At 72.3% G+C, this 23,591-nt stretch carries 23 protein-coding genes; 9 read left to right on the top strand and 14 right to left on the bottom strand.

Annotated elements, in window-relative coordinates; translation table 11 throughout:
* Positions 1-71 precede the first annotated feature (71 nt).
* Complete coding sequence (locus AB0F40_RS13050; protein WP_357467639.1) at positions 72-359, top strand: hypothetical protein; 288 nt, start codon at positions 72-74, stop codon at positions 357-359.
* Between the two features lie 106 nt (positions 360-465).
* Positions 466-1,344 (top strand): PAC2 family protein, encoded by an 879-nt coding sequence (locus AB0F40_RS13055; protein WP_357467642.1) that lies wholly within the window; start codon positions 466-468, stop codon positions 1,342-1,344.
* Positions 1,345-1,432: 88 nt separating this feature from the next.
* Here the strand turns inward: AB0F40_RS13055 and AB0F40_RS13060 are convergent, their stop codons facing one another.
* The 3 genes from AB0F40_RS13060 to AB0F40_RS13070 all read right to left on the bottom strand — a co-directional run bounded on the left by AB0F40_RS13060 (position 1,433) and on the right by AB0F40_RS13070 (position 4,054).
* Positions 1,433-1,648 (bottom strand): hypothetical protein, encoded by a 216-nt coding sequence (locus AB0F40_RS13060; RefSeq protein ID WP_108494475.1) that lies wholly within the window; start codon positions 1,646-1,648, stop codon positions 1,433-1,435.
* Positions 1,649-1,759: 111 nt separating this feature from the next.
* On the bottom strand, positions 1,760-3,070 hold the full coding sequence (gene mshC / locus AB0F40_RS13065; RefSeq protein ID WP_357467644.1) for a cysteine--1-D-myo-inosityl 2-amino-2-deoxy-alpha-D-glucopyranoside ligase: 1,311 nt from the start codon (positions 3,068-3,070) through the stop codon (positions 1,760-1,762).
* Positions 3,071-3,133: 63 nt separating this feature from the next.
* The gene (locus AB0F40_RS13070) at positions 3,134-4,054 is read right to left on the bottom strand and encodes an undecaprenyl-diphosphate phosphatase (protein ID WP_357467647.1); all 921 of its coding nucleotides are present in this window, start codon (positions 4,052-4,054) and stop codon (positions 3,134-3,136) included.
* A gap of 68 nt (positions 4,055-4,122) precedes the next feature.
* On the opposite strand from AB0F40_RS13070, the gene AB0F40_RS13075 reads away from it, so the two are divergent.
* Entirely contained in the window at positions 4,123-5,097 is a 975-nt protein-coding gene (locus AB0F40_RS13075) for an aldo/keto reductase (protein ID WP_357467650.1), read from the top strand.
* A 22-nt stretch (positions 5,098-5,119) separates the two neighbouring features.
* On the opposite strand, the gene AB0F40_RS13080 is transcribed toward AB0F40_RS13075, so the two are convergent.
* Positions 5,120-5,434: a primosomal protein gene (locus AB0F40_RS13080; protein WP_357467653.1), complete on the bottom strand. Its 315-nt coding sequence runs from the start codon at positions 5,432-5,434 to the stop codon at positions 5,120-5,122.
* A 177-nt stretch (positions 5,435-5,611) separates the two neighbouring features.
* On the opposite strand from AB0F40_RS13080, the gene AB0F40_RS13085 reads away from it, so the two are divergent.
* Both AB0F40_RS13085 and AB0F40_RS13090 read left to right on the top strand, forming a co-directional pair.
* Positions 5,612-6,625, top strand: a complete 1,014-nt coding sequence (locus AB0F40_RS13085; RefSeq protein ID WP_357467655.1) for a DUF418 domain-containing protein — start codon at positions 5,612-5,614, stop codon at positions 6,623-6,625.
* Between the two features lie 31 nt (positions 6,626-6,656).
* Positions 6,657-6,872, top strand: coding sequence for a DUF5703 family protein (locus AB0F40_RS13090; RefSeq protein ID WP_357467658.1), 216 nt, complete (start codon positions 6,657-6,659; stop codon positions 6,870-6,872).
* 36 nt (positions 6,873-6,908) lie between these two features.
* Here the strand turns inward: AB0F40_RS13090 and AB0F40_RS13095 are convergent, their stop codons facing one another.
* Together AB0F40_RS13095 and AB0F40_RS13100 are read right to left on the bottom strand one after the other, a co-directional pair.
* The gene (locus tag AB0F40_RS13095; RefSeq protein ID WP_357467661.1) at positions 6,909-8,258 is read right to left on the bottom strand and encodes a M20/M25/M40 family metallo-hydrolase; all 1,350 of its coding nucleotides are present in this window, start codon (positions 8,256-8,258) and stop codon (positions 6,909-6,911) included.
* A 41-nt stretch (positions 8,259-8,299) separates the two neighbouring features.
* Positions 8,300-10,408, bottom strand: a complete 2,109-nt coding sequence (locus tag AB0F40_RS13100; RefSeq protein WP_357467663.1) for a M3 family metallopeptidase — start codon at positions 10,406-10,408, stop codon at positions 8,300-8,302.
* A 194-nt stretch (positions 10,409-10,602) separates the two neighbouring features.
* Between AB0F40_RS13100 and AB0F40_RS13105 the strand changes: the two genes are divergently transcribed.
* Positions 10,603-11,019 (top strand): DUF6314 family protein, encoded by a 417-nt coding sequence (locus AB0F40_RS13105; protein WP_357467666.1) that lies wholly within the window; start codon positions 10,603-10,605, stop codon positions 11,017-11,019.
* 56 nt (positions 11,020-11,075) lie between these two features.
* On the opposite strand, the gene AB0F40_RS13110 is transcribed toward AB0F40_RS13105, so the two are convergent.
* The 7 genes from AB0F40_RS13110 to AB0F40_RS13140 form a co-directional block, all read right to left on the bottom strand.
* Positions 11,076-12,455, bottom strand: coding sequence for a ricin-type beta-trefoil lectin domain protein (locus AB0F40_RS13110; protein ID WP_357467669.1), 1,380 nt, complete (start codon positions 12,453-12,455; stop codon positions 11,076-11,078).
* Positions 12,456-12,612: 157 nt separating this feature from the next.
* Positions 12,613-13,638, bottom strand: a complete 1,026-nt coding sequence (locus AB0F40_RS13115; RefSeq protein ID WP_357467671.1) for a chitinase — start codon at positions 13,636-13,638, stop codon at positions 12,613-12,615.
* 84 nt (positions 13,639-13,722) lie between these two features.
* Positions 13,723-15,393 (bottom strand): ATP-binding cassette domain-containing protein, encoded by a 1,671-nt coding sequence (locus AB0F40_RS13120; RefSeq protein WP_357467674.1) that lies wholly within the window; start codon positions 15,391-15,393, stop codon positions 13,723-13,725.
* Positions 15,394-15,625: 232 nt separating this feature from the next.
* Positions 15,626-16,087: a DoxX family protein gene (locus AB0F40_RS13125; protein ID WP_357467677.1), complete on the bottom strand. Its 462-nt coding sequence runs from the start codon at positions 16,085-16,087 to the stop codon at positions 15,626-15,628.
* Positions 16,088-16,259: 172 nt separating this feature from the next.
* Positions 16,260-17,198, bottom strand: coding sequence for an ABC transporter permease subunit (locus AB0F40_RS13130; RefSeq protein ID WP_357467680.1), 939 nt, complete (start codon positions 17,196-17,198; stop codon positions 16,260-16,262).
* On the bottom strand, positions 17,195-18,211 hold the full coding sequence (locus tag AB0F40_RS13135) for an ABC transporter ATP-binding protein (RefSeq protein ID WP_357467682.1): 1,017 nt from the start codon (positions 18,209-18,211) through the stop codon (positions 17,195-17,197). The genes AB0F40_RS13130 and AB0F40_RS13135 overlap by 4 nt, the downstream gene beginning before the upstream one ends.
* Complete coding sequence (locus AB0F40_RS13140) at positions 18,208-19,296, bottom strand: outer membrane lipoprotein carrier protein LolA (RefSeq protein WP_357467685.1); 1,089 nt, start codon at positions 19,294-19,296, stop codon at positions 18,208-18,210. The genes AB0F40_RS13135 and AB0F40_RS13140 overlap by 4 nt, the downstream gene beginning before the upstream one ends.
* A gap of 164 nt (positions 19,297-19,460) precedes the next feature.
* On the opposite strand from AB0F40_RS13140, the gene AB0F40_RS13145 reads away from it, so the two are divergent.
* Both AB0F40_RS13145 and AB0F40_RS13150 read left to right on the top strand, forming a co-directional pair.
* Positions 19,461-20,144 carry a response regulator transcription factor gene (locus tag AB0F40_RS13145; RefSeq protein ID WP_357467688.1) on the top strand — a complete coding sequence of 228 codons (684 nt, stop codon included), beginning with the start codon at positions 19,461-19,463 and terminating at the stop codon, positions 20,142-20,144.
* On the top strand, positions 20,144-21,475 hold the full coding sequence (locus AB0F40_RS13150; protein WP_357467695.1) for a HAMP domain-containing sensor histidine kinase: 1,332 nt from the start codon (positions 20,144-20,146) through the stop codon (positions 21,473-21,475). Before AB0F40_RS13145 ends, AB0F40_RS13150 begins: the two co-directional genes overlap by 1 nt.
* A gap of 25 nt (positions 21,476-21,500) precedes the next feature.
* Here AB0F40_RS13150 and AB0F40_RS13155 read toward each other — a convergent pair whose 3' ends face one another.
* Positions 21,501-22,073, bottom strand: coding sequence for a TetR family transcriptional regulator (locus tag AB0F40_RS13155; RefSeq protein ID WP_357467697.1), 573 nt, complete (start codon positions 22,071-22,073; stop codon positions 21,501-21,503).
* Positions 22,074-22,179: 106 nt separating this feature from the next.
* On the opposite strand from AB0F40_RS13155, the gene AB0F40_RS13160 reads away from it, so the two are divergent.
* Positions 22,180-23,580 carry an FAD-dependent monooxygenase gene (locus AB0F40_RS13160; protein WP_357467700.1) on the top strand — a complete coding sequence of 467 codons (1,401 nt, stop codon included), beginning with the start codon at positions 22,180-22,182 and terminating at the stop codon, positions 23,578-23,580.
* Positions 23,581-23,591: the final 11 nt, after the last annotated feature.

The following is a 23,591-nucleotide window of genomic DNA, read 5'->3' on the forward strand; positions in this document are numbered from 1 at the left end:
CTCGGCGCACAGTGGACTCAGCCAGTCGTCACCCGTCCGCCCTATGCCCGACCCGTGCCCCGGAGAGTCTCGTGAATCCCATTGCAGCGCAGTCGGTCACCGAACGTCTCGGCGATGTCATCGATCTCCTGCGGCACGTCCGCGCGGACTGGATCGAGGTGCTCACCGTCACGCCTGAGCGCGTGTGCCTCCAGCCCTGGCACCTGGACGACGGCGAGAGCATCGCCCGCGCGCTCGGCCTGGACCACGCCATCGACCAGCGGATGATGGACCCCGGGTACACCCTGTGGACCGGCACCTGGCGCGGCGTCGAGGTGCAGGTGCGCGGAGCGCTCCGGGCCGGCGTGCCGGTGTTCTGACCTGGCCATCCGGTCCGCCACGGACACCGGACCCGCAAATTCGCCCGTCCGCGAACGCGGTCGCGCCCCTGGCCACGCCGAGCGCCCCACACCCTAGGCTGGGGGGATGACCGACGCGCATCACGAGCAGCCGGAGCAGGCCTCGCCTCGCCAGACCGTGCTCCTCGCTGCCTTCGAAGGTTGGAACGACGCGGGGAGCGCCGCTACGACGGCGCTCACGCACCTGGCCGAGGTGTGGGGCGCCGAGAAGGTGACGGAGCTCGATCCCGAGGAGTTCCACGACTTCCAGGTCAACCGGCCGTACATCGCGCTGGACGACGACGGTAAACGCTCGATCACCTGGCCGACGACGTCCGTGTCGGTGGCCCAGGTGGGTGAACGCAAGGTGGTGCTGGTGCACGGTGTCGAACCATCGATGCGCTGGCGCAAGTACTGCGAGGAGCTGCTGCAGGTGGCCGACGACCTCGGGGTGCGCACGGTGATCACGCTCGGCGCGCTCCTGGCCGACGTGCCGCACACCCGGCCCATCCCGATGACCGCGACGTCGGACAGCGTGGGCCTGCAGGCCGTGCTCGACATCGAGGCCAACACCTACCAGGGCCCGACCGGGATCGTCGGGGTGCTGCAGCACGAGGCGGCGCAGCGCGACCTGCAGTCGGTCAGCCTCTGGGCGGCGGTGCCGCACTACGTCGCCAACCCGCCGTCGCCCAAGGCGACGCTCGCCATCCTCACGCGCGTGGAGGAGATCCTCGGCGAGTCGGTCCCGATGGGTGAGCTGCCCGACGACGCGGCAGCCTGGCAGCACGGCGTGGACGAGCTGGCGTCGGAGGACTCCGAGATCTCCGAGTACGTGGCCCAGCTGGAGGAGGCGAAGGACACCGCAGAGCTTCCCGAGGCGTCGGGCGACGCGATAGCGCGGGAGTTCGAGCGCTACCTGCGCCGGCGCGACACCGGCGGCAAGGACAGCGGCCCCGAGAAGCTCTGACCGCCCGCAGCGGGTCTGCCCGGGCAGCGAAGAGGCCTGAGCCCCCGCAGGGGCTCAGGCCTCTCTCATCCGGTTCTGGCGGTCGGGTTCACGCACTGTTCGAGATCGGCTCGATCCGCACTCCGGCGTCCGGACCGTGAAATCCCACCCACGTCTCGAGGCACCGTGCGGCGTCCTCGACGCGGTCGTAGACCGGGGCGTATCCCGGCCCGTTGCGCACCACGCGATAGCGCGTGCTGCACCGGGGCGTCGTCGTGACGGTGACCCGGGTCTCGCCCGTGAAGTCTTCCTCGTACTCCGTCATGTTCCCCATCCTGCCCCGGGTTAAATGCAAACGGAAGCAGGGGTCAAAACTAACCTGACCGGCGCATGACGTGGCCCTGGCCTACCTGGTGCAAACCAGACCACCGAACCGTCAAAGACGCACTCCGAGCAGGGCGTTCACCGTCCGGGCCATGATCCCCGGCGCGCCCTCCTCGTCCGCCGAGGTGTCCCGAGCGGGGTCGAGCGACACGTCCGCCCAGGCGTCGACGGCGGCCACTGCGGCCGGGGCGTCGAGGTCGTTCGCGAGCGCCGACCGGACCGCGGCCAGTGTCGCGTCCGCGGACGGGCCGCCGTTGCCCGACACCGCGGAGCGCCACCGCACGAGCCGTGCCTCGCCCTCGGGCATCGACGTCTCGTCCCACTCCCACTCGGTGCGGTAGTGGTGGACCAGCAGGGCCAGCCGGATCGCCATCGGGTCGTGCCCGGCCGTGCGCAGGCCCGAGACCAGGACCAGGTTCCCGAGCGACTTGCTCATCTTCTCGCCCTCGTAGCCGACGAGGCCCGCGTGCACATGCGTGCGCGCCCCGGCGGGCTCGCCCCCCTGCGCCCCCGGACACAGCACGCGCAGGTGCGAGGTCGACATCTCGTGGTGCGGGAACAGGAGGTCCGAGCCGCCGCCCTGCACGTCGAACCGCTCCCCGCCGGCCAGGCCGAGCCCGTCCCGGGCGATCACCGCGCACTCGATGTGCCAGCCCGGACGCCCGGTGCCGAGCGGCCCACCGTCCCAGGCCGGCTCGCCCGGACGCTCGCGGCGCCACAGCAGCGGGTCGAGCGGGTCCTTCTTGCCCGCACGGCCGGGGTCGCCGCCACGCTCGGCGAAGTCGGCCAGCGCCTGCGCGCGGTCGAGGTGCGCGACGGCGCCGAAACGCGGGTCCGCGGTGAGGTCGGCGTAGACGTCGCCCAGCTCCGGCGTCGGGCCACCGGCACCCGGCTCGACCGGTACGCGGTAGGCGGCACCGGAGTCGACCATGCCGGCCACGGCGCGTGCGACGTCGGGCACCGACTCCACGGCTCCCGTCCACGTGTCCGGCGGGACGACGCCGAGCGCCGTCATGTCCTCGCGGAAGAGTGCGGTCTGGGCGGCGGCGAGCTCGCGCCAGTCCACACCGGTCGCGTCGGCGCGCTCGAGCAGCGGGTCGTCGACGTCGGTGACGTTCGAGGTGTAGAGCACGTCCTTGCCCGCGTCGCGCCAGGCGCGCACCAGGAGGTCGAACGCGACGTAGGTGTTCGCGTGGCCGATGTGGGTGGCGTCGTACGGCGTGATACCGCACGCGTAGAGCCGGGCGCGTGGCCCCGGCGCCGCCTCGACGAGCTCACCGGTGGAGGAGTCGTGGACCCGCACCGGGTCGGAGGCGGGGAAGCCGGGGAGCTCGGGGACTTGGGGTGTGGGCCAGGCGTGCACGCGACCAACGATAACCGTCGGCGGCGACACTCCCGGACCACGTCAGGGCCCTGCGCCTGTGTTCTACGCGACGCCACCGGTCGCGTCGATGGTGCCGGACGCGAGCAGCCAGGCGACGGCGCCGGCGAGGGCGAACCGGTAGTACACGAAGGGCTTGTAGGAGTAGTTCCCGACGATCTTGAGGAACCCGATGATGACCGCGTACCCGACGCCGAACGCGATGATCGTCCCGATGATCGTGGCGCCCCAGCCGGGCGCCCCGGCGGGGATCGGCTCGCCCATCGTCTTGAACAGCTGGTAGAAGCCCGAGCCGAGCACGGCGGGCAGGGCGAGCAGGAACGAGTAGTCCGCTGCGGCCTTGCGCGTGAAGCCCATGGTCATGCCGGCGGTGATGGTGCCGCCGGAGCGCGAGACGCCCGGCACGAGGGCCAGTGCCTGGGCCAGGCCGAAGCCGATGGCGCTGCGCCCGGTGAGCGAGGTCAGCTCGCGCTCCTGGCGGCCGAAGATGTCGGCCAGGAGGAGGAGGAGCCCGAAGAACGCGAGCGTGAAGACCGTGAGCCACAGGTTGCGGAAGGTGGACTCGATCTGTTCCTCGAACAGCAGGCCGAGCACCACGATCGGGACCGACCCGAAGATGATGTACCAGCCCATCGCGGCGTCGTGGTTCGCGACGACGCCCGGGCGGCCGTGCCGCACGTCGACGGACCCCGGCCGCGGCCCCAGTCCGGTGCGCGCACGCCAGCCCTTGCCGTTCGCGCCGGACAGCGCCCTGGACCACGCGACGAGGATCGCGCCGATCTTCTGGCGGTAGTAGATGATCACCGCCGCCTCGGTCCCGATCTGCGTGATGGCGGTGAACGCCGCGCCGGGATCACCTGAGCCCATCAGCTCACCGACGATCCGCAGGTGCGCCGACGACGAGATCGGCAGGAACTCGGTAAGGCCCTGTACGAGGCCCAGAAGGATCGCTTCCCACGCAGTCACGGGCGGTGACACTACCCCACGGCGCGCCTCCTGACGCACCCGCAGGAGCCGCGGGTAGCCTGCCTCACATGGAACGACGCCGCGTGGGCAGCTCTGGCCTACGGGTCTCCGAACTCGGGCTCGGGACCATGACCTGGGGTCGCGACACCGACGAGATCGACGCCGTCGAGCAGGTGCGGGACTTCCTCGACGCCGGCGGCACCCTGATCGACACCGCGGCCAGCTATGCCGACGGCGACGCCGAACGAGTCATCGGCACGCTGCTGTCCGGCAAGGTGGCCCGCCACGAGGTGGTGCTCACCACCAAGGCGGGCATCCGGTCGGAGTCCCGGCCCGACGGCGGCTCCGGCCGCGTGGTGGACGCCTCCCGCGGCGCTCTGCTCGACAGCCTCGACGAGTCGCTGCTGCGCATGGGGACCGACCACGTGGACCTGTTCCTCGTGGCCTGCCCCGACCCGCACACCTCGCTCGAGGAGACCTGCAACGCGCTGCGCATCGCGGTCACCAGCGGGCGCGCCCGGTACGTGGGGCTGAGCAACCACCCCGGCTGGGCCACCGCACGCGTCGCGACCCTGCTGGAGCCCGACGTCGGCCTGGCCGCCGTCGAGCTCGAGTACTCGCTGCTGCAGCGCGGCGTGGAACGTGACGTGCTGCCCGCCGCCGACGCCCTCGGGGTCGGCCTGCTGGCGTGGTCGCCGCTCGGGCGCGGCGTGCTCACCGGCAAGTACCGGCGCGCCATCCCCGCGGACTCGCGGGCGGCGGGGGCGCTCGCGGGGTTCGTGCAGCCGTACCTGGAGGGCGCGGCGCCCGCCGTCGTCGAGGCGGTGGCTACCGCGGCCGAGGGGCTCGGCCGCAGCGCCGGGGAGGTCGCCGTCGCCTGGCTGCTGGAGCGCGAGGGCATCGCGTCGGCGATCGTGGGCGCACGAACGCCCGCCCAGCTTCGTTCGTCGCTGGAGGCCGCGACCCTCGAGCTGCCCTACGAGGTGCACGCGGCGCTCGACGACGTCTCCGCCCCCGAGATCGGCTACCCCGAGCGCTGGTGACCGTGCCAGCTCCCGTGCGTGCTCAGCGTTGCTGCGCGGGCTGCGGCTGCTCCTCCGCTTCCTCCAGGTCGTCGTCGAAGTCGATGTCCTCGAGGTCGTCGTCCTCGTCGTCGTCCTCTTCGTCGTCGTCGTCGACCTCGTCGGCCAGGTAGAACGGCGTCACCTCGCCGAACACCGTGGCCAAGGACTCCTCGTACACCTCGTAGGCGTCGGCGAGCACGTCGTACGCGTCGTCGACGGCGGGGTCGTCGTCACTCCGGCGAGTGGCGACCGCGTGATGATGGGCCTCGAGTGCGGCAATGAGGCGATCGAGCGCGGCACGCGGTTCAACGGTCATGCCTTGACTGTAGCGTCAGGTCCTGGCTGACGGGATCGCAAATCCTGATCGTTACGGCCAACTTCCCGGCGGCCCGGCCTCCCGGCTGCCGCGGACAGGGTTTCCCCCCATGCCCGATCTGGAACATGGTCCCGTGGGCGGACGACGGGCGGGCCGCGGCTGGTTTGGATGGTGGGCATGAGCACCCTTGCCCTCACCACCGGCCCAGCGGCCCAGACCCGGCAGCGCTGGCGATTCCTCGACTCGCTGCGGGGCTTCGCCGTGTTCGGAATCCTCCTGGTCAACGCTGTCGATATCACCGACGTCGGTATGGCCCGGCTCCTCGAGGGTGGCGGCGCGCTCTCCGACCCGGTGCGCGAGACGCTCTACCTCACGGTCCAGACCCGCTTCGTGCCCATCTTCATCCTGCTGTTCGGCATGAGCCTGTGGATGGTGCTCGACGGCGCACGCGCCCGCGCACCCCGCCCCGGGCTGGTGATGGTGCGCCGCCTGGTCGGCCTCACGATCATCGGCGGGCTCCTGATGCTCGCCTACCCGGGCAACATCCTCCTGGAGTACGGCATCGTCGGCCTGCTGATGCTGCCCGTCGTCCTGTTCGCCCCGCGGTGGGTGACGCTCGGCGCCGGCGTCGTGCTGACCGTCGCCGCGTACGCGCTCTTCGGCGGGGGCACCACGTCCGTCCCCGGCCTCGTGCTGCTCGGCGCCGGCGCGGCGGCCTTCGGCCTGCCCAGGGCCCTGGAGGCCTCCGGCCGGACCGTCGCCGTCGTGTTCGCCGTCGCTGCCGCGCTGACGGGACCGGCCCTGCTGTGGCAGCAGACCACGCCGGGCGACCCGCGGTTCTCGACGCCGGGTGGCATCGCCGGCCTGGTCATGGCCGTGCTGTACGTCACGGGGCTCGCGCTGCTGTGGCGCACCCGTGGCCGCACGGTGATCGCGGCTGCCTTCGAGCCACTGGGCAGGATGGCGCTCAGCAACTACGTCGGTGGCGCGATCGTGATGGCACTGGTACCGCTGGTCGCCGACGTCGGCCATCTGACGAGCGCGGGACCCGTCGTCGTGCTGTCGGTCGCCCTGATCGTCGTGCAGTCGCTCCTGAGCCGACTCTGGCTCAGGTACTTCGCATACGGCCCGGTCGAGTGGCTGTGGCGCACCGCGACCTGGCTTCGTCCGGTGACTTTTCGCTTAAACTGATCTGACCCGTGACCCGAGGACGGTGCATCAGATGGCGAGAGACGGCTCCGTGTTCCGCAAGCACAGCCAGTACGAGTACCGCGTCGTGACGTTCGACCCGGACACCACGGTGCCCGACGCCCGCCGGTTGCTCACCGAAGAGGCCGAGTACGGTCGCTGGGAGCTGGCAAGGACCCTTCTCTACATCGGCGGCAGACGCAAGATCTGGCTCCGCCGCAAGATCATCAAGGTCTCGTCGACCCTCTGACCGAGCCTCCGTGGGGCGCCCCACGGAGGCTCTCGTTCAGCAGGTCGCCAGCAGGCGGTCCAGCACGCGCGTGCCGAACCTCAGCGCCTCTGTCGGCACGCGCTCGTCGACGCCGTGGAACATGCCCGCGAAGTCGAGGTCGCCCGTGAGCTGCAGCGGCGCGAAGCCGTAGCCGGTGATGCCGAGCCGGTGCAGCGACTTGTTGTCGGTACCACCCGACAGCGTGTAGGGCAGTACCTTCGCCCCCGGGTCCTCCGCGTCGATCGCCGCGACCATGGCGTCGACCAGCGAGCCGCTGAACGGCACCTCGAGCGCGGTGTCCTGGTGGATCGTCTCGATCCGTACGGTGGGTCCGGCGAGCTCGCGCAGCCTCGCCATGCCGGTCTCCTCGTGGCCCGGCAGGAGCCGCACGTCCAGCGTCGCCTCCGCGCGGCCCGGGATCACGTTCGCCTTGTAGCCGGCCCCGAGCTGGGTCGGGTTGGAGGTGTTGCGCACCGTGGCGCCCACGAACTTCGCGACGGGGCCCAGCGCGGCGATCAGCTCGTCGATGGTCGCCGGGTCCTCGTAGTCGACGGGCAGCCCGGTGAGGTCGCCGACGCCCCGCAGCAGCGCGTCGACCGTCGGCGTGATCGTGTACGGCCAGGCGTGCTGCCCGATCCGCGCGACGGCCGCGGCCAGCTCCGTCACCGCGTTCTCCGCGTTGACCTGCGAGCCGTGCCCCGCCCGGCCGTCGGCGACCAGGCGCAGCCAGGCCAGCCCCTTCTCCGCCGTCTGCAGCAGGTAGGCACGCTTGCCGCCCAGCTCGACCGAGTAGCCGCCCACCTCGGAGATCGCCTCGGTGGCGCCCTCGAACAGGTCAGGCCGGTGGTCCACGGCCCACCGGGCGCCGTGCACGCCGCCCGCCTCCTCGTCGGCGAAGAACGCGACCACGACGTCGCGCGCGGGCTTGCGCCCCTCGCGCACCATCTGCCGCACGACGGCCAGGATCATGGCGTCCATGTCCTTCATGTCGACGGCGCCGCGACCCCACAGCAGACCGTCGGTCTCCTCCCCGCCGAACGGGTCGACGGTCCAGTCGTCCTTGGCAGCGGGCACGACGTCGAGGTGCCCGTGCAGCACGAGCGCGGGGCGGCTGCGGTCCTGCCCCTCCAGGCGCACGACGACGGACGCGCGCCCGGGCAGGGACTCGAACAGCTCGGGCTCCAGGCCGACCTCGTGCAGCAGCCCCATGACGTACTCGGCCGCGGCACGCTCCCCCGGGCCCTCGTTGTTGCCGTAGTTGGACGTGTCGATCCGGATCAGCTCCTGGCAGATCCGGATGACCTCGTCGGCGGCGGTGGGCACCGGGGCGGGCACGGGCGTGGGGGTCGGAACAGTCTCAGTCACGGGGCTACGGTACCCAGCCCGCGGGTGGGCGGACGGCAAGCTCAGACCAGCCCGCGGCGCTCGAGCAGCGGCCCGATCTCCGCGGGCCGGCCCCGCAGGTCCTCGAACGACGCCAGCGGGTCCTGCGACCCGCCACGCGCGAGCAGCTTGCGGCGGAACGCCTCGCCGTTCTCCCGGGTGAGGCCACCGTTCTCCGCGTACCACTCGACGGTGTCGGCGTCGAGCACCTCCGACCAGATGTACGAGTAGTAGCCCGCCGAGTACCCGCCGCCGAAGATGTGGTTGAAGTAGGTGGTGCGGTATCGCGGGGGGACCGCGTCGAGATCGACGCCGGCCGCCGCGAGCGCCGCCGCCTCGAAGGGCAGCACGTCGTCGACCGACGTCGGCACGTCCGACGGCGCGAGCTGGTGCCAGGCCTGGTCGAGCAGGGCCGCGGCGAGGTACTCCGTGGTCGCGAAGCCCTCGCCCCAGATGCGGGAGGCGAGCATGGTGTCCACCCAGTCGGCCGGCATCGGCTCGCCGGTGGCGTGGTGGACGGCGAACGAACGCAGGATCTGAGGTTCCCAGGACCACATCTCGTTGACCTGCGATGGGTACTCGACGAAGTCCCGCGGTACGGAGGTGCCGGACTGGGACGGGTAGCGCACGTCGCTGAGCAGGCCGTGCAGCGCGTGCCCGAACTCGTGGAACAGCGTGGTGACCTCGTCCCACACGAGCAGGGTCGGCTCGCCGGCGGGCGGCTTGACGATGTTCAGGTTGTTGACGACCACGGGCTTCTGGCCGAGCAGGTGGTTCTGGTGCACGAGGCTGTCCATCCAGGCACCGCCGCGCTTGGACTCGCGGGTGTACCAGTCGGCGAGGAACAGGCCGAGGCCAGTGTTCGGCTCCCCCGGGTCCGGCGCGTCGAACACCTCGAAGACGCGGACGTCCGGGTGGTAGCCGGGCAGGTCGTGGCGTTCGGTGAAGGAGAGCCCGAACAGGAGGCCGGCCGCCTTGAACACGCCGTCGTGCACCACGCGCTCGAGCTCGAGGTAGGGGCGCAGGGCGGCGTCGTCGAGGTTGAACCGCTCCTTGCGCACCGCCTCGCTCAGGTGAGACCAGTCGGCGGCGGCCACGCTGCCCACCTCGTCCGCGGACGCGCCGCTCACCGTGGCGAGCTCGCGCGCCTCGCGCCTCGCGTTGGCGACGGCGGCGGGTGCGAGCCGGGCGAGCATCTCGTTGACGGCGGCCGTGGTGCCAGCTGTCGCGTCCGCCGCGACGTAGGCGGCGTGGTGCTCGTAGCCGAGCAGCTGGGCGTGCTCGGCGCGCAGGCGGGCCAGCTCAAGCAGCACCTCGCGGGTGTCGTTGTCGCCGCCGGTGGCGCCGCGGGTTCTCGATGCCTCCTGGATCCGCGCCCGTAGCCCGGCGTCCTCCAGCGACGCGAGCACGCTCTGGTGGGTGAAGAGCTGCATCTCCAGGAGCCAGCCCTCCTGGCCGCGGGCCTCGGCGGCCGCTCGGGCGCCGGCCTTGGCGCCTGAGGACAGCCCGGCGAGCTCGGCCTCGTCGGTCACGAGCACGCTCGCCTCGTTGGCGCCGGCCAGGAGCTTGCGGCCGAAACCGGCCTGCAGTGACGTGATCCGCGAGTTGAGGGCGCGCAGCCGGGCCTGGTCGGCCTCGGACAGCGCGATGCCGGACCGCTTGAACTGCGTCATGAGCTTCTCGAGCAGATGGGCGGTGTCGGGCTCAAGAGTGAGGGTGCCCGCCGCTGCGGCGTCGGCGAGGGTCTGTACGCGCGCGTGCAGGCGCGCGTCCATCAGGATCGCGTCCTGGTGGGCGGCGAGCTGCGGCGCGAGGCGCTCCTGGATGTCCTCGAGCCCGGGCGTCGAGTCGGAGGGCAGCTGGTTGTAGAACGCCGTCGTCGCCCGGCCGAGAAGCTGCCCGGCACGCTCCAGCGCCTCCAGGGTGTTCTCGACGGTTGCCGGTTCCGGGTTGGTCGCGATCGCCTCGACCTCGGCGCGGTGCGCTGCCATGCCCGCGACGACGGCCGGCTCGTAGTGCTCCTCGCGGATGGCGGAGAAGTCCGGCAGCTCGTACGGGAGGGTCGACGGGGCGGCGAAGGGGTTGGCCGGGTCCAGCTCCGACGACACGGTGGTCTCATGGATCGACGTCATGGGGACATCCTGGCTCATACCGGCGTGCGGCCCCGAAGGGGTTATGGCAGCCCTCGTGCCGCCCGTGCTGACTGGCCGCTCCAGGAGCGCCGAGTCAGCGAGCCGCTGGGCCTGCGGCCCTGACTCGGCGTACCTGGTACGGCCGGTCAGGGCCGCAGGCCCGTTCCACCATGCCGGGACGTTAGGGTCGAGCAGTGGATCCGCTCCGGCTCGTCGGCACCTGGGACTTTCGCCGGGAGATCCGCGACCACCGCGACGGCGTGGAGTACACCGCGCACGGGACGGCCCGGTTCACGCGGCAGGACGACGGCCGGATCCGCTGGTCCGAGCACGGCACCCTGGCCTGGGCCTCTGGGACCACGCCCGTGTCGCGCACGTTGTTCCTGGTCCGGGACCCGGCCGACGACGAACGGCGCTGGCGGGTCACGTTCGAGGACGGCCGCGACTTCCACCCGTGGACGGTGGGCGCGGTCGAGCACCTGTGCGGGCGCGACCTGTACCAGGGCGGCGTCGCGGCGCCGGAGGAGCCGGCCCGGTCGTGGGAGCTGCACTGGCACGTCACGGGCCCGGAGAAGAACTACACGATGCGCACGACCTACTCCTCCCCCTGACCCCTCTTGGTCGTGGGCGTGCTCGCCCACGACCAAGAGGGCGGGTCAGCGGTGCTTCAGAAGCCCGCGGTGATGCGCGTGAACTCGAGGTTCTGCTGTGCGATACCGCTGCAGCTCGCCGAGAGCCCGCCGCCCGCACAGGCCCGGTCCCGGTTGACCGACCAGAACGCCAGGCGGGTCAGCCCGTTGTTCCGGGCGTAGTCGCGGATCTGCGTCCAGGCTGCCGGCGTCGTGACCTCACCCTGGTCGGAGACCCCGTTCATGCCGGAGATCCCCATGTGCGCGTACGCCTGGGCGTCCGTCCAGCCGTGCGCCGCCTTGAGCTGGTTCTTCAGGCCCTCCGAGGCGTTGATCGTCGACTGCACGATGTTCGTCGAGCCGAAGTTGAACGGCATGATCGTGTAGTTGTCGATCGGCGTCCCCAGCTCGGCGGCCCGGTTGATCAGCCGCGTGCCCCACCAGTTCGGGCCGTTCAGCCCGGTGCCGAACGTGACCACGACCTCGGTGCCGGGATTGTTCCGCTTGACGATGGCCAGGCCCCGCAGGATCCGGTCCTGGACGGCCTCGTTCTCGAACTCGTCGGAGTTCTCGATGTCGAAGTCGACGACGTCGGGGTGGTGCGCGTCGATCACCCGCTGCACGGCTCCCGCGTACGCCTCGGGCGTCGCACAGTTCGGGCCGAGCTTGGTGCCGGACCAGCCGCCGAACGAGATCTGCACCTGGCCGCCCGCGGCCTTGATGGCGTTGATGGTCTGCTGGTCGACGCCCCCGGTGAGTGGCCGCTGCCCGTCCCACGCGGGGTTGCACCCGCCGGAGGACAGCATGAACGCCATGGTGAACCCGCGGACGCCGGTCTGGTTCATGACCTCGACGGGGTTCTGCGGGTTGCCCCAGCCGAGGTACAGGTAGGGTGCCCCGGCCATGCGTCCGGTGCCGGGGTCGCCGCCGCCGTCACCAGCGGGCAGGTCCCACACCTGGTTGGCGCCGCTGTGGCAGTCCCAGATGATGAGCGGGGTGCGGTCGGCCGTGTTCCAGCCGGACACGTCGAGGCACTTGCCCAGCGCCCGCAGGGTGCCGTCCGCCTGGTGCGTCCACTGCTGCGCCACGTTGCCGTTGCAGGCCACGATCTGCACCTTGGTGCCGTTGGCCGAGTCGCCCCAGGCCACGTCGAGGCACTTGCCGAGCGCCCGAATCGTCCCGTCGGAGCGGACGTCCCAGGTCTGCGCGGCCGTGCCGTTGCACGTGTACAGCTGGACCTGGGTGCCGTCGGCGCTGTTCCCGCCTGCGACGTCGACACACTTGTCGCCGTATCCAGAGATCGCTCCCGTGGCCGCCTGGGCCGGCGCCGCGCCGACTCCCAGGGCGAGCACGGTCAGTAGTGCGGTGGTGAGAGCGGTGAGGGCCCCGAGTACACGGCGCCGTCGACGTGCTGGCATGGTCGTCCTCCTTGACGCTCACGATTAAGTAAGGAGACCTTATTACCTGCCCGATCCCACCGATACTGGGGTTTACCCGTACACGCCAGTGCCTCGGACCACCGCGGGCGGTCCGAGTCACTGGCGCGGTCAGCGCGCGGCGGTCAGCGTGGGCGGGTCAGAAGCCCGCCGTGATCCGCGTGAAGGCGAGGTCCTCCTGCGCGATCCCGCTGCAGTTCGCCACCACGCCCCCGCCCGGGCAGGGGCGGTCGCGGTTGACCGCCCAGTACGCGAACCGCGTCAGCCCCTGGGCGCTGGCCCAGTCGCGAATCTCGGTCCACTGCTCCGGCGTGGTGGTCTCGCCGACGTCGGATATCCCGTTCATGCCGGAGATACCGGAGTGGGCGTACGCCTCGGCGTCCGACCAGCCGTTGGCGGCCTTGAGCTGCTCCTTCAGGCCCTCGGCAGCGCTGATCGAGTCGGCGACCATGTCGGAGCCGCCGAAGTCGAACGTCATGATCGTGTAGTTGTCGATCGGCGTGCCGAGCTCGGCGGCCCGCTCGATCAGCCGCGCCCCCGCACCGGCCGGTCCGCTGATCGAGGTCGGGATCGTGACGACCGTCCGCACGCCGGGGTTGTTCTCCTTGACGATCGCGATCCCCCGCAGGATCCGGTCCTGGACCTCGTAGTCCTCGAGCTCGTCGGTGTTCTCGATGTCGAAGTCCACGACGTCGGGTCCGTGCGCGTCGATCACCTGCTGCACGGCGCCGGCGAACTCCTCAGGGGTGGAGCAGTTCGGGCCGAGCTTGTTGCCCGACCAGCCACCGAACGAGATCTGCACCTGGCCGCCCGCACCCTGGATCGCGTCGATCGTCTGCTCGTCGACGCCGCCGGTCAGCGAACGCTGGCCGTCCCAGGCCGGCGTGCAACCCCCCGACGAGAGCATGAACGCCATCGTGAAGGCGGAGACACCGGTCTCGCTCATCACCGAGGTGGCGTCCTGCGGGTCGCCCCAGCCGAGATACAGGTAGGGCGCGCCAGGCATCTTCTCGGCCTGCGCCTGTGGTGCGACGTCCGGGCCGCCGACCTCCGCGGCGCTGGCCGAGGTGAGCAGGCCGGTGCCGGCCACGCCGCCTGCCGCGAGGAGCGCCGCGGTCAGCGCACTGAGAACGCCGAGGCGCCTCGGGTGTGTCTTCATCGTCATCTCCCGAAGATGTCGTCGGTCGAGTAAGTAAAGAGACCGTACAACCCGGGTGAAATTTGGCACATCAGGGTTATCCCGTACCTCCTACCGCCGCATCTCCGTGAGGTTCCCCGCCGCATCGAGGCGTATCTCGGCGTCCAGACCCAGCCGGTCCAGGAACGCCCCGTCGTGGCTCACCACCAGGAGCGCGCCCCGATAGGCCGTCAGCGCGTCCACCAGCTGGTCGGTGCTGGCGATGTCGAGGTTGTTCGTCGGCTCGTCCAGCATCAGGAGCTGCGCGGGCGGGTCGGCCAGGAGCAACCTCGCCAGTGCAACCCGGAAGCGCTCGCCGCCCGAGAGCGTCGCGACCGGCCGGTCCACCGCAGCACCCCGCACCAGAAACCGGGCCAAGCGGTTGCGCAGCTCCCCCGGCGGCACGTGCGGCGCACCCTCTCGCACGGCATCCAGCACTGACGAGTCGTCGGACAGCACATCCACCCGCTGCGGCAGATACCCCACGAGCTCGGTCAGCACCTCACCCCCCGCCCCACCCCGTTGAGTGCTGGGTATTTGTGGAGCGGAATCGGTTTCACCGCGCAAATACCCAGCACTCAACGGAGCCGGGGTGGGAGCGAGGAGGCGCTCCAGGAGGGTCGTCTTGCCTACGCCGTTCGGGCCCCTCAGCGCGATCCGCTCCGGACCCTGGACCACGATCTCCCGGCCGTCCGCACCGCGTAGCACCGCCAGCCGCCGCCCCGCCGGAACCTGCGGGTCGGGCAGGTCCACCGAGATCCGGTCGTCGTCCCGCACCGCCCGCTCCGCCAGATCGACCGCCGCCCGCGCCGCGTCGACCTTGTCGTCCAGCATGCCCCGCCGCGAGCCCGCCGACTTCTCCGCGCTGTTGCGGCGGTCGTTGATCACGGCCTTGACGTACTTGCTGTTGGCGGCGTCCTTACGGCCCTTGCGCTCGCTGTGCGCGATCCGCTCCTCGGCCTCGATCCGCTGCCGCTTCTCCCGGCGCAGCGTCTGCTCCGCCGAACGCAACGCCTGCGCGGCCGACTCCTGCTGACCCTCCAGCCACTCCCGGTACGCCGAGTACGGGCCGCCGAACGTAGTCAGCGAGCCGGCGCGCAGCTCAGCCGTCTCGTCCAGCAGCTCCAGCAGCGCCAGGTCGTGCGACACCACCACGAGCGTGCCCCGCCAGCCCCGAACCAGCTCGTAGAGGCGCTCGCGGGCTTCACCATCGAGGTTGTTCGTCGGCTCGTCGAGGAGTGCGACGGCGCCACCACCGCTCGCCTGGCGCAGCCGGACCCCCGTGATGGCGGTGAGCATGGTCTCCCCGCCGGACAGCGTCGCGACCGAGCGGTCCAGCCCGGTGGGCAGGCCGGCGGCGGAGAGCAGTGCGACGGCGCGCTCCTCGACGTCCCAGTCGTCGCCGACGACGTCGAAGTGCGCGACGTCGACGTCCCCCGACTCGATGGCGCGCAGCGCGCGCACGACGGGTGCGACGCCGAGCAGGTCGGCGACGGTGGCGTCGACGTCGAGCGTGATCCGCTGCGGCAGGTAGTCGGCGGTGCCGCTCAGGGCGACCTTCCCCGACGTCGGCGTGAGCAGGCCCGCGATCAGCCGCAGCAGCGTGGACTTGCCGGCCCCGTTGAGACCGGTCAGGCCGGTGCGGCCGCGGCCGAAGGCCCCGGAGACGCGATCGAGCGCGACGGCCCCGTCAGGCCAGGCGAAGGAGACGTCGTGCAGCACGACGGAAGGGTTGGACAACATGGAAGGACTCCCGGGTGGTGGCTGGTGCCGACGCCGGGTACCGCAGAGCGGGCAGACGTCAGCGCGAGGTGGTCTCGTACCGGGAGATGTCTGTCATCACAGTCCTTCGGGTTGCTCCCTCACACGCGCGGCACACCCGCAGGAGCAGACAAAGCCTGACATGGCCGCACGCAGGGGCGCAACGTGAATCACGGCGCCCGTCGCCGTGCCACCACGCCGCGCCCCGGCGAGCTCAGCGCCCGGTCAGGACCGCCCAGCGGATCCGCTCGCTGCGGAGGAACAGCGCGGCCCAGAGGGCCACGGCGTAGAGGACCGGCGTGAGCACGTGCGCCACGGTGTCCTCCATCCGGATGTGTGCGGCCACCGCGCCGCCCAGGTAGGCGGTCAGGAGCAGGGCGCCGAGGAACGCCGTCCACGGCACCACGTAGAGCACCACCGCCACGGCCTGCAGCACCCCGATCAGGAGCACGGCGGAGGCCGGGTAGCCGATGGCCTCGAACATGCCCACGGACCGCTCGGACTCGGCGAGCTGGCCGAGCGCGCCCTGGCCGAGGTTCACGGCGATCGCCAGGGTGATGATCCAGCCGAGCACGGGAGCTGCCCGTTCGGCGAGCGTCCGCCACCGGATCGGCTCTGCGTTCCGTCCCGCTGCGGGTCCGACTACCTCGGTGGGGCCGGGAGCATCGATGGTCATGTCGTGGTCTCCGTTCGTGCGACGTCAGCGGCGCGGTCACGGGAAAACGTAGGACGTGACGTCGTCGCAGCCCACGGCCCTAAACGATTAACGTTCAGGCACGCGAACCCGCACCGGACACCCGTGCGGGCACCGTGCGGGGAGGCGACGCCGCCTCCCCGCACGGCACGGGTCAGCCGTCCCGCGTCGTGATCCGGGCGTAGGCCACGGACAGGCCGATGACGAGGTAGCACACCGCCCGGAACGCCCCCTCGGCCAGTCCGTCGAACGACACCGGGTCCCGGATCAGGTCGACCAGGCTGGTCAGCGACGACGGCAGCAGGTAGGGGTGCAGCCAGTCCAGCGCCGAGATCTGCAGCAGGACCACGGAGACGATCAGGCCGCCGAGCACACCCACCACGACCAGCATCGGATGCTCCGTGGAGGCGGAGATGGCCAGCGCCACAGCACCGACGGCCATCAGGTAGACGGTCGCCCAGGCGACGGCGACGGCCAGCCGCCACAGCACGCCACCGACCGACAGCTCCGTCCCGGACATCGACACCAGCCCGTCGGTCCCGGCCAGGACCAACCCCGTCACCACGCCGGACGCGACGACCAGCCCGGCCGCGACCAGGGCGACGACGAGCACGCCCACCGTCTTGACCAGCAGCAGCCGACCGCGGCTCACGGGGGCGAGCAGCCAGCCACGCAGCGCGCCGTGCGACTGCTCACCGGCCAGCGCGTCGCCGGCCGCCATCGCCACCGTGAGGGGCAGCATGAGCATCAGGAGCGTCATGAGCGATCCCAGCGGCAGCACGAAGGCGCTGGTGGCCATCGTCACGAAGATCGGCGGGCCACCGCCGGCACCCGGCGCGCCGCCCGGAGGACCGGCGTCGACCGGAGCAGCGCCGCTCAGCGTCAGGTCCACGGCCACGCCCGTGATCACGGGGAGCAGGACCAGGAGGCCCAGCACGACGAGCGTCCGCGGCCGCCGGAAGATCCAGCGGACCTCGGCCCGCAGCAGGCGCGCGATGGGGGCGCGGCGCCGCGCGGGCAGCACGTCGGGCGGGACGGGTGCGGCGTCCGGCGCCATGGTCTCGCGGGCGGCCAGCGGGCCCCGGGCGGTCATCGCACGACCTCCGCCTCGTCGGGATCCAGCTCGCCGACCAGCTCGCCGACGTCATGCGTCAGCCGCGCGAAGGCGTCCTCCAGCCCGGCGCGCTCCCGCCGGGCCTCGTCCACCCGCGCACCCGCACGGACCAGTGTCTCGATCACGGTCGCCGGCGTCGTCGTCGTGATGTCCACGCGGACGCCGTCGGGCGCGAGCCGCGCCGGGATCCGGTGGTCCCGCAGGGCGTCCACGGCCGATGCCCCGTCGGGCGTGGACACGAGCAGCGTGGGACTGCCGGACTCCAGCAGGTCGTCCAGCGCGCCCTGCGCCACGACGACGCCCTGGTTGAGCACGACCACGTGGGTGCAGGTCGCCTCGACCTCCGCCAGCAGGTGGGACGACACCAGCACCGTCACCCCGTGGTCGTGCAGCTCCGCGATGATCCGGCGGACCTCCTGCGTGCCGGCCGGGTCGAGACCGTTCGTCGGCTCGTCCAGCACGACGAGCCTGCGCGGCACCAGGAGCGCCGAGGCGAGCCCCAGCCGCTGCTTCATGCCGAGGGAGTACGCGCGGTACTTCCGCCTGGCCGCCTGGGCGAGGCCCACCCGCTCCAGCGCCGCGGACACGGCACCGTCCAGCTCCCGGCCGGACAGCAGCGGCTCGGCGGCGGCGAGCCGCTGCAGGTTCTCCCGGCCGGACAGGAACGGGTGGAATCCCGGACCCTCCACCAGCGCTCCGACGTGCGGGAGCACCCGGTCGGCGGACCCAGGCATCGGCACGCCGAGCAGCTCGATCTCGCCCTCGGTCGGCTCGACCAGGCCGAGCAGCATCCGGATGGTCGTCGTCTTGCCGGAGCCGTTCGGCCCCAGCATCCCGACCACCGCACCCTCCGGGACCTCGAGGTCCACACCGTCCACGGCGACCGTGCCGCGATAGACCTTGCGCAGCCCTCGCGTGCGCGCCGCGAGGGCGGTGCCGGAGCCATTCCTGGCCTCCGGCACCGCCGCTCCGGCGGTGCGCGCAGTCGTCACTGCCGGTCCGGGACATCGGCGAGCAGGGCGTCGACGAGCACCTGCCGCGGCACCGCCCCCGCCGCGATGCGGCCGTCCTCGGTGATGACCGCGCCGCCGACGGCGACCTGGACGTGCGTCCCGGAACCGAACTCACCGGTCACGGGCTGCCCGATCTGCGTGAGGATCCCCGCGAGGTCCTGCCCGTTCTCGAGCGTGCCCTCGGCCGGTGCGTCCTCGGGGGCCTCGCCGACCACCACCGTGTCCCAGCCCTCGCCGACCGTCGACGCGTACTGCTCGACGTCGCCACGGCCCTTGGCGTCGTGCGCGGAGCGTGCGGCGTCGTCGGCCTCGGTCGTCTCGACCTCTGCGCCCTCCGGCGGCGTGAACTCGAACAGCTCGGCATCCTGCGCACCGACCTCGAACTCGACGAAACCGAGCGACAGGACCGGTTCCGAGCTGCCGTTGGCGAACACGTCGAACCGCAGCGGGACACGCGTCTCCTCGTCGACGGCGATGGTGACCTCACGCAGCAGCGTCTTCTCCGACGGCTTGGGCGTGAGCACCAGCTCGTACGCGGCACGGTCCGCGACCCGCGCCGTGCCGTCCACGGCGATGTCGCTCGTCGGACGCAACCGCTCGATGAGCTCGGTCGCCGCCTGGGACGGGTCGGCCAGCTCGCCCTCGGCGTGCCCCTTGGCCGCAGCGGCGTCAGCCTCGTCCCAGGTGCAGCGCTTCGCGCTGTGCTCACGCGAGTCGTAGGCCCACGCCTCGTCCGTGCTCTTGACGAACGTGAGCTCGGACGCCTCCCGCTCGACCTGGACGCGAGCGCTCTCCTCCCCGTCGTGGAACACCCGGACCGACTCGAAGTCGAGCGCCTCGGTGCCGGGCACGGCGGGCAGCCCCAGCTCGTTCTGCATCTCGGCCACGCCGGAGAACGCGGGCGCCCGCGCCGCCAGCGCCGAGGTGACCAGCTCCTCCGCACCGATCGCGGGCAGTACCGGATCGTCGTCCGCGCCGGCGGGCAACGTGCTCAGCGCCAGCCCGGCGATGCCGACAGTGATCCCTGATCCCGCGGCGACCAGCGCCTTCGTCCTCGGCCCCATGTCCAGCTCCTTCGCTCTCCGACCAGTGTGCTGCATCCGACACCGTCAACGATGCCCCCTGCCCGCTGAGACGTCCCTCAGGTGGCGGCCCCCAGCCCGGGATCGCGGCGGGCCACGTCCGGGAATGCTCGGGGAAGGGCCGCGCATACGGCATGCTGGCAGGCATGGGACCGCAGATACTGGTGGTCGACGACGAGCCGGGCGTGCGCAAGGCGCTGGATCGCGGCCTGCGCGCCGAGGGCATGGACGTCACGGTCGCCGCCGACGGGCCGACGGCGCTGCGGCTGGCGCGCACCGGGTCGTTCGACGCGATCCTGCTGGACATCATGCTCCCCGGCCTGTCCGGGTACCGCGTGCTGGAGGAGCTACGGGCCGACGGGGTCGCGACGCCCGTCCTGCTCGTGTCGGCGAAGGACGGCGAGGTGGACCAGGCCGACGGCCTGGACCTCGGCGCGGACGGCTACGTGGTCAAGCCGTTCTCCTTCGTGGTGCTGCTCGCTCAGCTGCGCGCCACCCTGCGCCGCGCCGCCACGGGAACCGCGCGGGACCTGATCCGGATCGGGCCGCTGACGATCGACCGGGAGGCGCGCACCGTGCGGTACGACGACGCCGACGTCCCCCTGAGCCCCCGTGAGTACGCGCTGCTGGAGGTGCTGGCGACCCGCGCGGGGACCGTCCGGACCAAGCAGGAGCTGCTGAACGAGGTGTGGGGCGACGAGTGGGCCGCGACGAGGAACGTCGTGGAGGTGTACATCGGCTACCTGCGCCGCAAGCTGTCCGCCGCCGGTGCCGACGGTCTGGTCCGGACGGTGCGGGGCCACGGATACCAGCTCGGGGACCCGCTCTAGTGCGCGGGTCGCCGGGCGGGCCGTGGGCGGGACTGTCGTTGCGCCTGCGGGTCACCACCCTCGCCACGGCGGTGACGCTGGTGTGCCTGCTGGGGCTGGCGACGGTCGCCGGCCAGGGCCTCGGGCCGCTGCTGACGCACGCCATGGACGACGAGCTCCGGGCGGAGCTGAGCGGCGCCACCCGCGCCGTCGTCGCCGGACGCGCCCCCGTCTCGCCCGACGGCCTGGAGGTGCGCGTCCTGGACACCGCAGGGAGCGCGGTCGACGACGGCGCGTCGCCGAACCTCACGCGCGAAGAGGTCCGCACGCTGAAGGCCGGCGTACCGATCACCACCGACGGCCAGGGGTCGGTGCGGTGGCACGGCGCCGTCGTCACCGCCCCGAACGGGAGCCAGCGGCTCGTCGTCGTCGGGGCTGGTCTCGTGGGGCAGGGCGCCGCCGAGGCCTCGGGCGGCCGATGGCTGCTCGGCACCGCGCTGGTCGGAGCCGTCGTGGCCGGCGTCGCGATCTGGTTCGCCGTCGGCTCGGCGTTGCGCCCGGTCGCCCGGATGCGCCAGTCCGTCCGCCGTCTCGCACCCGGCGCCCGCGTGGAGGTGCCCGACGCGGCGGCCGGCGAGCTGCGCGCCCTGGCCGACGACTTCAACTCCCTGCTGGACCAGCAGGACGCCACCGCGGAACGGCTGCGGCGGTTCACGGGTGACGCGGCGCACGAGCTGCGGTCGCCGGTGGCGTCCATCCGCGTGCAGTCGGAGGTCGCGGTCGCCAACCCCGATCCGAACCTCTCGCACGAGGTGCACGCCGACGTCCTCGCGGACGCCGAGCGGCTGTCCGCGCTCCTCGACGGGCTGCTGGCGCTGGCGCGCTCGGACGCCGGCGAGCTGCCGCCGGCGGAGACCGTCGACCTGGTCGGCGAGGTCCGTGCCGCCGTCGAGCGCGCCGGGGACCAGCCCGTGCCGATCGTGGTGAACGCCATGACCGGCCGGGCGTGGGCGGCCGCCGCGCACACCGAGGTCGAGCTGGTCCTCGACAACCTCCTGCGCAACGCGTGCCGGTACACCCGTACCCAGGTGGTGGTGTCGGTGCTGACCAGCCGGACCAGCGTCCGCGTGCTGGTCGACGACGACGGCCCAGGCGTCCGGCCGGAGCACCGGGCCAAGGTCTTCGACCGCTTCTACCGGGTCGCGGACGACCGCGCGCGCTCCTCCGGCGGCGCCGGGCTCGGCCTGGCCCTGGTCGCCGAGCTCGTCCGCCGTCGTGGCGGGCGGGTCGCTGTCGGCGAGTCGCCCGACGGCGGCGCGCGGTTCACCGTCGCCTGGGTGCGGGCCGACTGAGCCGCACCCCGTGCTCCGCCTCGGGTCAGGGAGCCTCCGCGGTGATGTACCGCTGCACGGTCGGTGCGAGCCAGGCGACCACGTCCTGGCGGGACATGTCGGCCGCCGGGCCGAACTGCAGCACGTACCGCACCAGCGCCATGCCGAGCACCTGCGAGGCCACGAGCGCGGCGCGCCGCTCGGCGTCGGCGGGGTCGGGCACGAACGCCCGGGCGGCCGGCACGAGCTGAGTGGCGAACACCTGGCGCAGGCGGTCCGAACCGGACGCGTTCGTCACCCCGACGCGCAGCAGGGTCCGCAGCACCGTGTCGCGTTCCCACAGGTCGAGGAAGTGCGTGACCAGGACGACGCCCAGCTGGTCCGGGTCGAGCTCGCTGAGGTCGGGGAAGTCCAGCTCGACGTCGATCACCGCGGCGAACAGGCCTTCCTTGGAGCCGTAGTAGCGCATGACCATGGAGGGGTCGATCCCGGCGTCGCGCGCGATGGCGCGCACCGTCGCACGCTCGTAGCCGTCGGACGCGAAGCGTTCCCTGGCCGCGTCGAGGATCGCCGTGCGGGTCACGTCGGAGCGGCGACGCGGAACTTCGGAGCCTGTCATGCCAACAACTGTATGCCAACACCCGTTGACCTCGGCACCGCGCCCTCGCTAGGGTAGTCAACAAGCGTTGGCAAACAACCGTTGGCCAGGCATCGAGGAGGACACCATGGACACGGACGTCATAGCGGTCGGAGCGGGACCCACCGGTCTCCTGCTCGCCGGGGACCTCGCCACCGCGGGGGCCCGCGTCACCGTGCTGGAGAAGCGGCCCGCCGCGCTGAGCAACCTCACCCGTGCGTTCGCCGTGCACGCCCGCAGCCTCGAGGTGCTCGACGCGCGAGGCCTCGCGGACGAGCTGGTCGCCAGGGGCCGGCCCGTCAAGAGCGTCCGGCTCTTCCAGCGGCTCACGATCAGCCTGGAGGACCTGCCGTCCCGGTTCCCGTACGTGCTCGTCGCGCCCCAGTACGAGGTGGAGCGGCTGCTGCGCCGTCGGGCCGAGGAGGCCGGCGCCGAGTTCCGGTACGACACGGAGGTCACGTCCCTGACCCAGGACGACGAGAGCGTCACCGTGTCCGCCGCGGACGGCTCCCGCCTCCGGGCCAGGTACCTGGTCGGGACCGACGGCGCCCGCTCGACGGTGCGCGGCGCGGTAGGCATCCCGTTCCCCGGCAAGGCGGTCATCCGCTCGATGGTGCTCGCCGACGTCCGGCTGGCCCGCGAGCCCGCCGACACCCTGACCGTCGCGGCGGCGAACGACTCGCTCGGTTTCATCGCCCCGTTCGGCGACGGCTGGTACCGGTTCATCGGCTGGCACGGCAACCGCGATGTCGGCGAGGACGAGCCGGTCGGCCTCGACGAGGTGCGCTCCATCGCGCGCGCCACCCTGGGCGACGACTTCGGCATGACCGAGCCGCGTTTCCTGTCCCGCTTCCACTCCGACGAGCGCCAGGCCCCCACCTATCGCTCCGGCCGGGTACTCCTGGCCGGCGACGCCGCGCACGTGCACAGCCCGGCGGGCGGCCTCGGCATGAACACTGGGATGCAGGACGCCGCGAACCTCGGCTGGAAGCTCGCCGCGGTGCTGCGGCTGCCCGACGGCGCCGGCGCCGAGCTCCTCGACAGCTACGAGGCCGAGCGGCATCCCGTCGGCAAGCAGGTCCTGCGCGCCAGCGGCGGCATCCTGCGAGCCGCGACCAGCCGGGGGCCGGTGGCAAAGGTCGCGAGTGCCGTCGGGGTCGGGATCGTCTCGCGCGCCGCGCCGATCCGCCGGCGGGCGGCGGGCTTCATCTCCGCGCTGGGCGTCGCCTACCCGCGGCCTCGCGGCGCGCACCCGCTGGTCGGTACCCGGGCGCGCGACCTGCCCCTGGCGGGCGGCACACGCCTCGCCGAGACGTTGCGGGCGGGCCGGTTCGTCCTGGTCGCTCCGGCGGGTGCGCCGGCACCGGACCTGCCCGCGGCCCTCGGCGAGGTGGACCCTGCCGAGCGGGTCGTGACCCGCCGGGCCGACGGCGGCGCCACCGCGCTGCTGATCCGTCCCGACGGTTACGTCGCCGCTGCCGGAGCCTGATGCCCCGCCGC

It is taken from the genome of Promicromonospora sp. NPDC023987, assembly GCF_040639055.1.
Lineage (GTDB): Bacteria > Actinomycetota > Actinomycetes > Actinomycetales > Cellulomonadaceae > Promicromonospora.

Excerpts from the sequence above, each read along its gene's own strand:
- AB0F40_RS13085 (WP_357467655.1), top strand. The coding sequence starts at position 5,612 with ATGAGCACCCTTGCCCTCACCACCGGCCCAGCGGCCCAGACCCGGCAG.
- AB0F40_RS13145 (WP_357467688.1), top strand. The coding sequence starts at position 19,461 with ATGGGACCGCAGATACTGGTGGTCGACGACGAGCCGGGCGTGCGCAAG.
- AB0F40_RS13100 (WP_357467663.1), bottom strand. The coding sequence starts at position 10,408 with ATGACGTCGATCCATGAGACCACCGTGTCGTCGGAGCTGGACCCGGCC.
- AB0F40_RS13155 (WP_357467697.1), bottom strand. The coding sequence starts at position 22,073 with ATGACAGGCTCCGAAGTTCCGCGTCGCCGCTCCGACGTGACCCGCACG.
- AB0F40_RS13055 (WP_357467642.1), top strand. The coding sequence starts at position 466 with ATGACCGACGCGCATCACGAGCAGCCGGAGCAGGCCTCGCCTCGCCAG.
- AB0F40_RS13125 (WP_357467677.1), bottom strand. The coding sequence starts at position 16,087 with ATGACCATCGATGCTCCCGGCCCCACCGAGGTAGTCGGACCCGCAGCG.
- AB0F40_RS13140 (WP_357467685.1), bottom strand. The coding sequence starts at position 19,296 with ATGGGGCCGAGGACGAAGGCGCTGGTCGCCGCGGGATCAGGGATCACT.
- AB0F40_RS13130 (WP_357467680.1), bottom strand. The coding sequence starts at position 17,198 with ATGACCGCCCGGGGCCCGCTGGCCGCCCGCGAGACCATGGCGCCGGAC.
- AB0F40_RS13120 (WP_357467674.1), bottom strand. The coding sequence starts at position 15,393 with ATGTTGTCCAACCCTTCCGTCGTGCTGCACGACGTCTCCTTCGCCTGG.
- AB0F40_RS13160 (WP_357467700.1), top strand. The coding sequence starts at position 22,180 with ATGGACACGGACGTCATAGCGGTCGGAGCGGGACCCACCGGTCTCCTG.
- AB0F40_RS13080 (WP_357467653.1), bottom strand. The coding sequence starts at position 5,434 with ATGACCGTTGAACCGCGTGCCGCGCTCGATCGCCTCATTGCCGCACTC.
- AB0F40_RS13090 (WP_357467658.1), top strand. The coding sequence starts at position 6,657 with ATGGCGAGAGACGGCTCCGTGTTCCGCAAGCACAGCCAGTACGAGTAC.
- AB0F40_RS13110 (WP_357467669.1), bottom strand. The coding sequence starts at position 12,455 with ATGCCAGCACGTCGACGGCGCCGTGTACTCGGGGCCCTCACCGCTCTC.
- AB0F40_RS13115 (WP_357467671.1), bottom strand. The coding sequence starts at position 13,638 with ATGACGATGAAGACACACCCGAGGCGCCTCGGCGTTCTCAGTGCGCTG.
- AB0F40_RS13060 (WP_108494475.1), bottom strand. The coding sequence starts at position 1,648 with ATGACGGAGTACGAGGAAGACTTCACGGGCGAGACCCGGGTCACCGTC.
- AB0F40_RS13075 (WP_357467650.1), top strand. The coding sequence starts at position 4,123 with ATGGAACGACGCCGCGTGGGCAGCTCTGGCCTACGGGTCTCCGAACTC.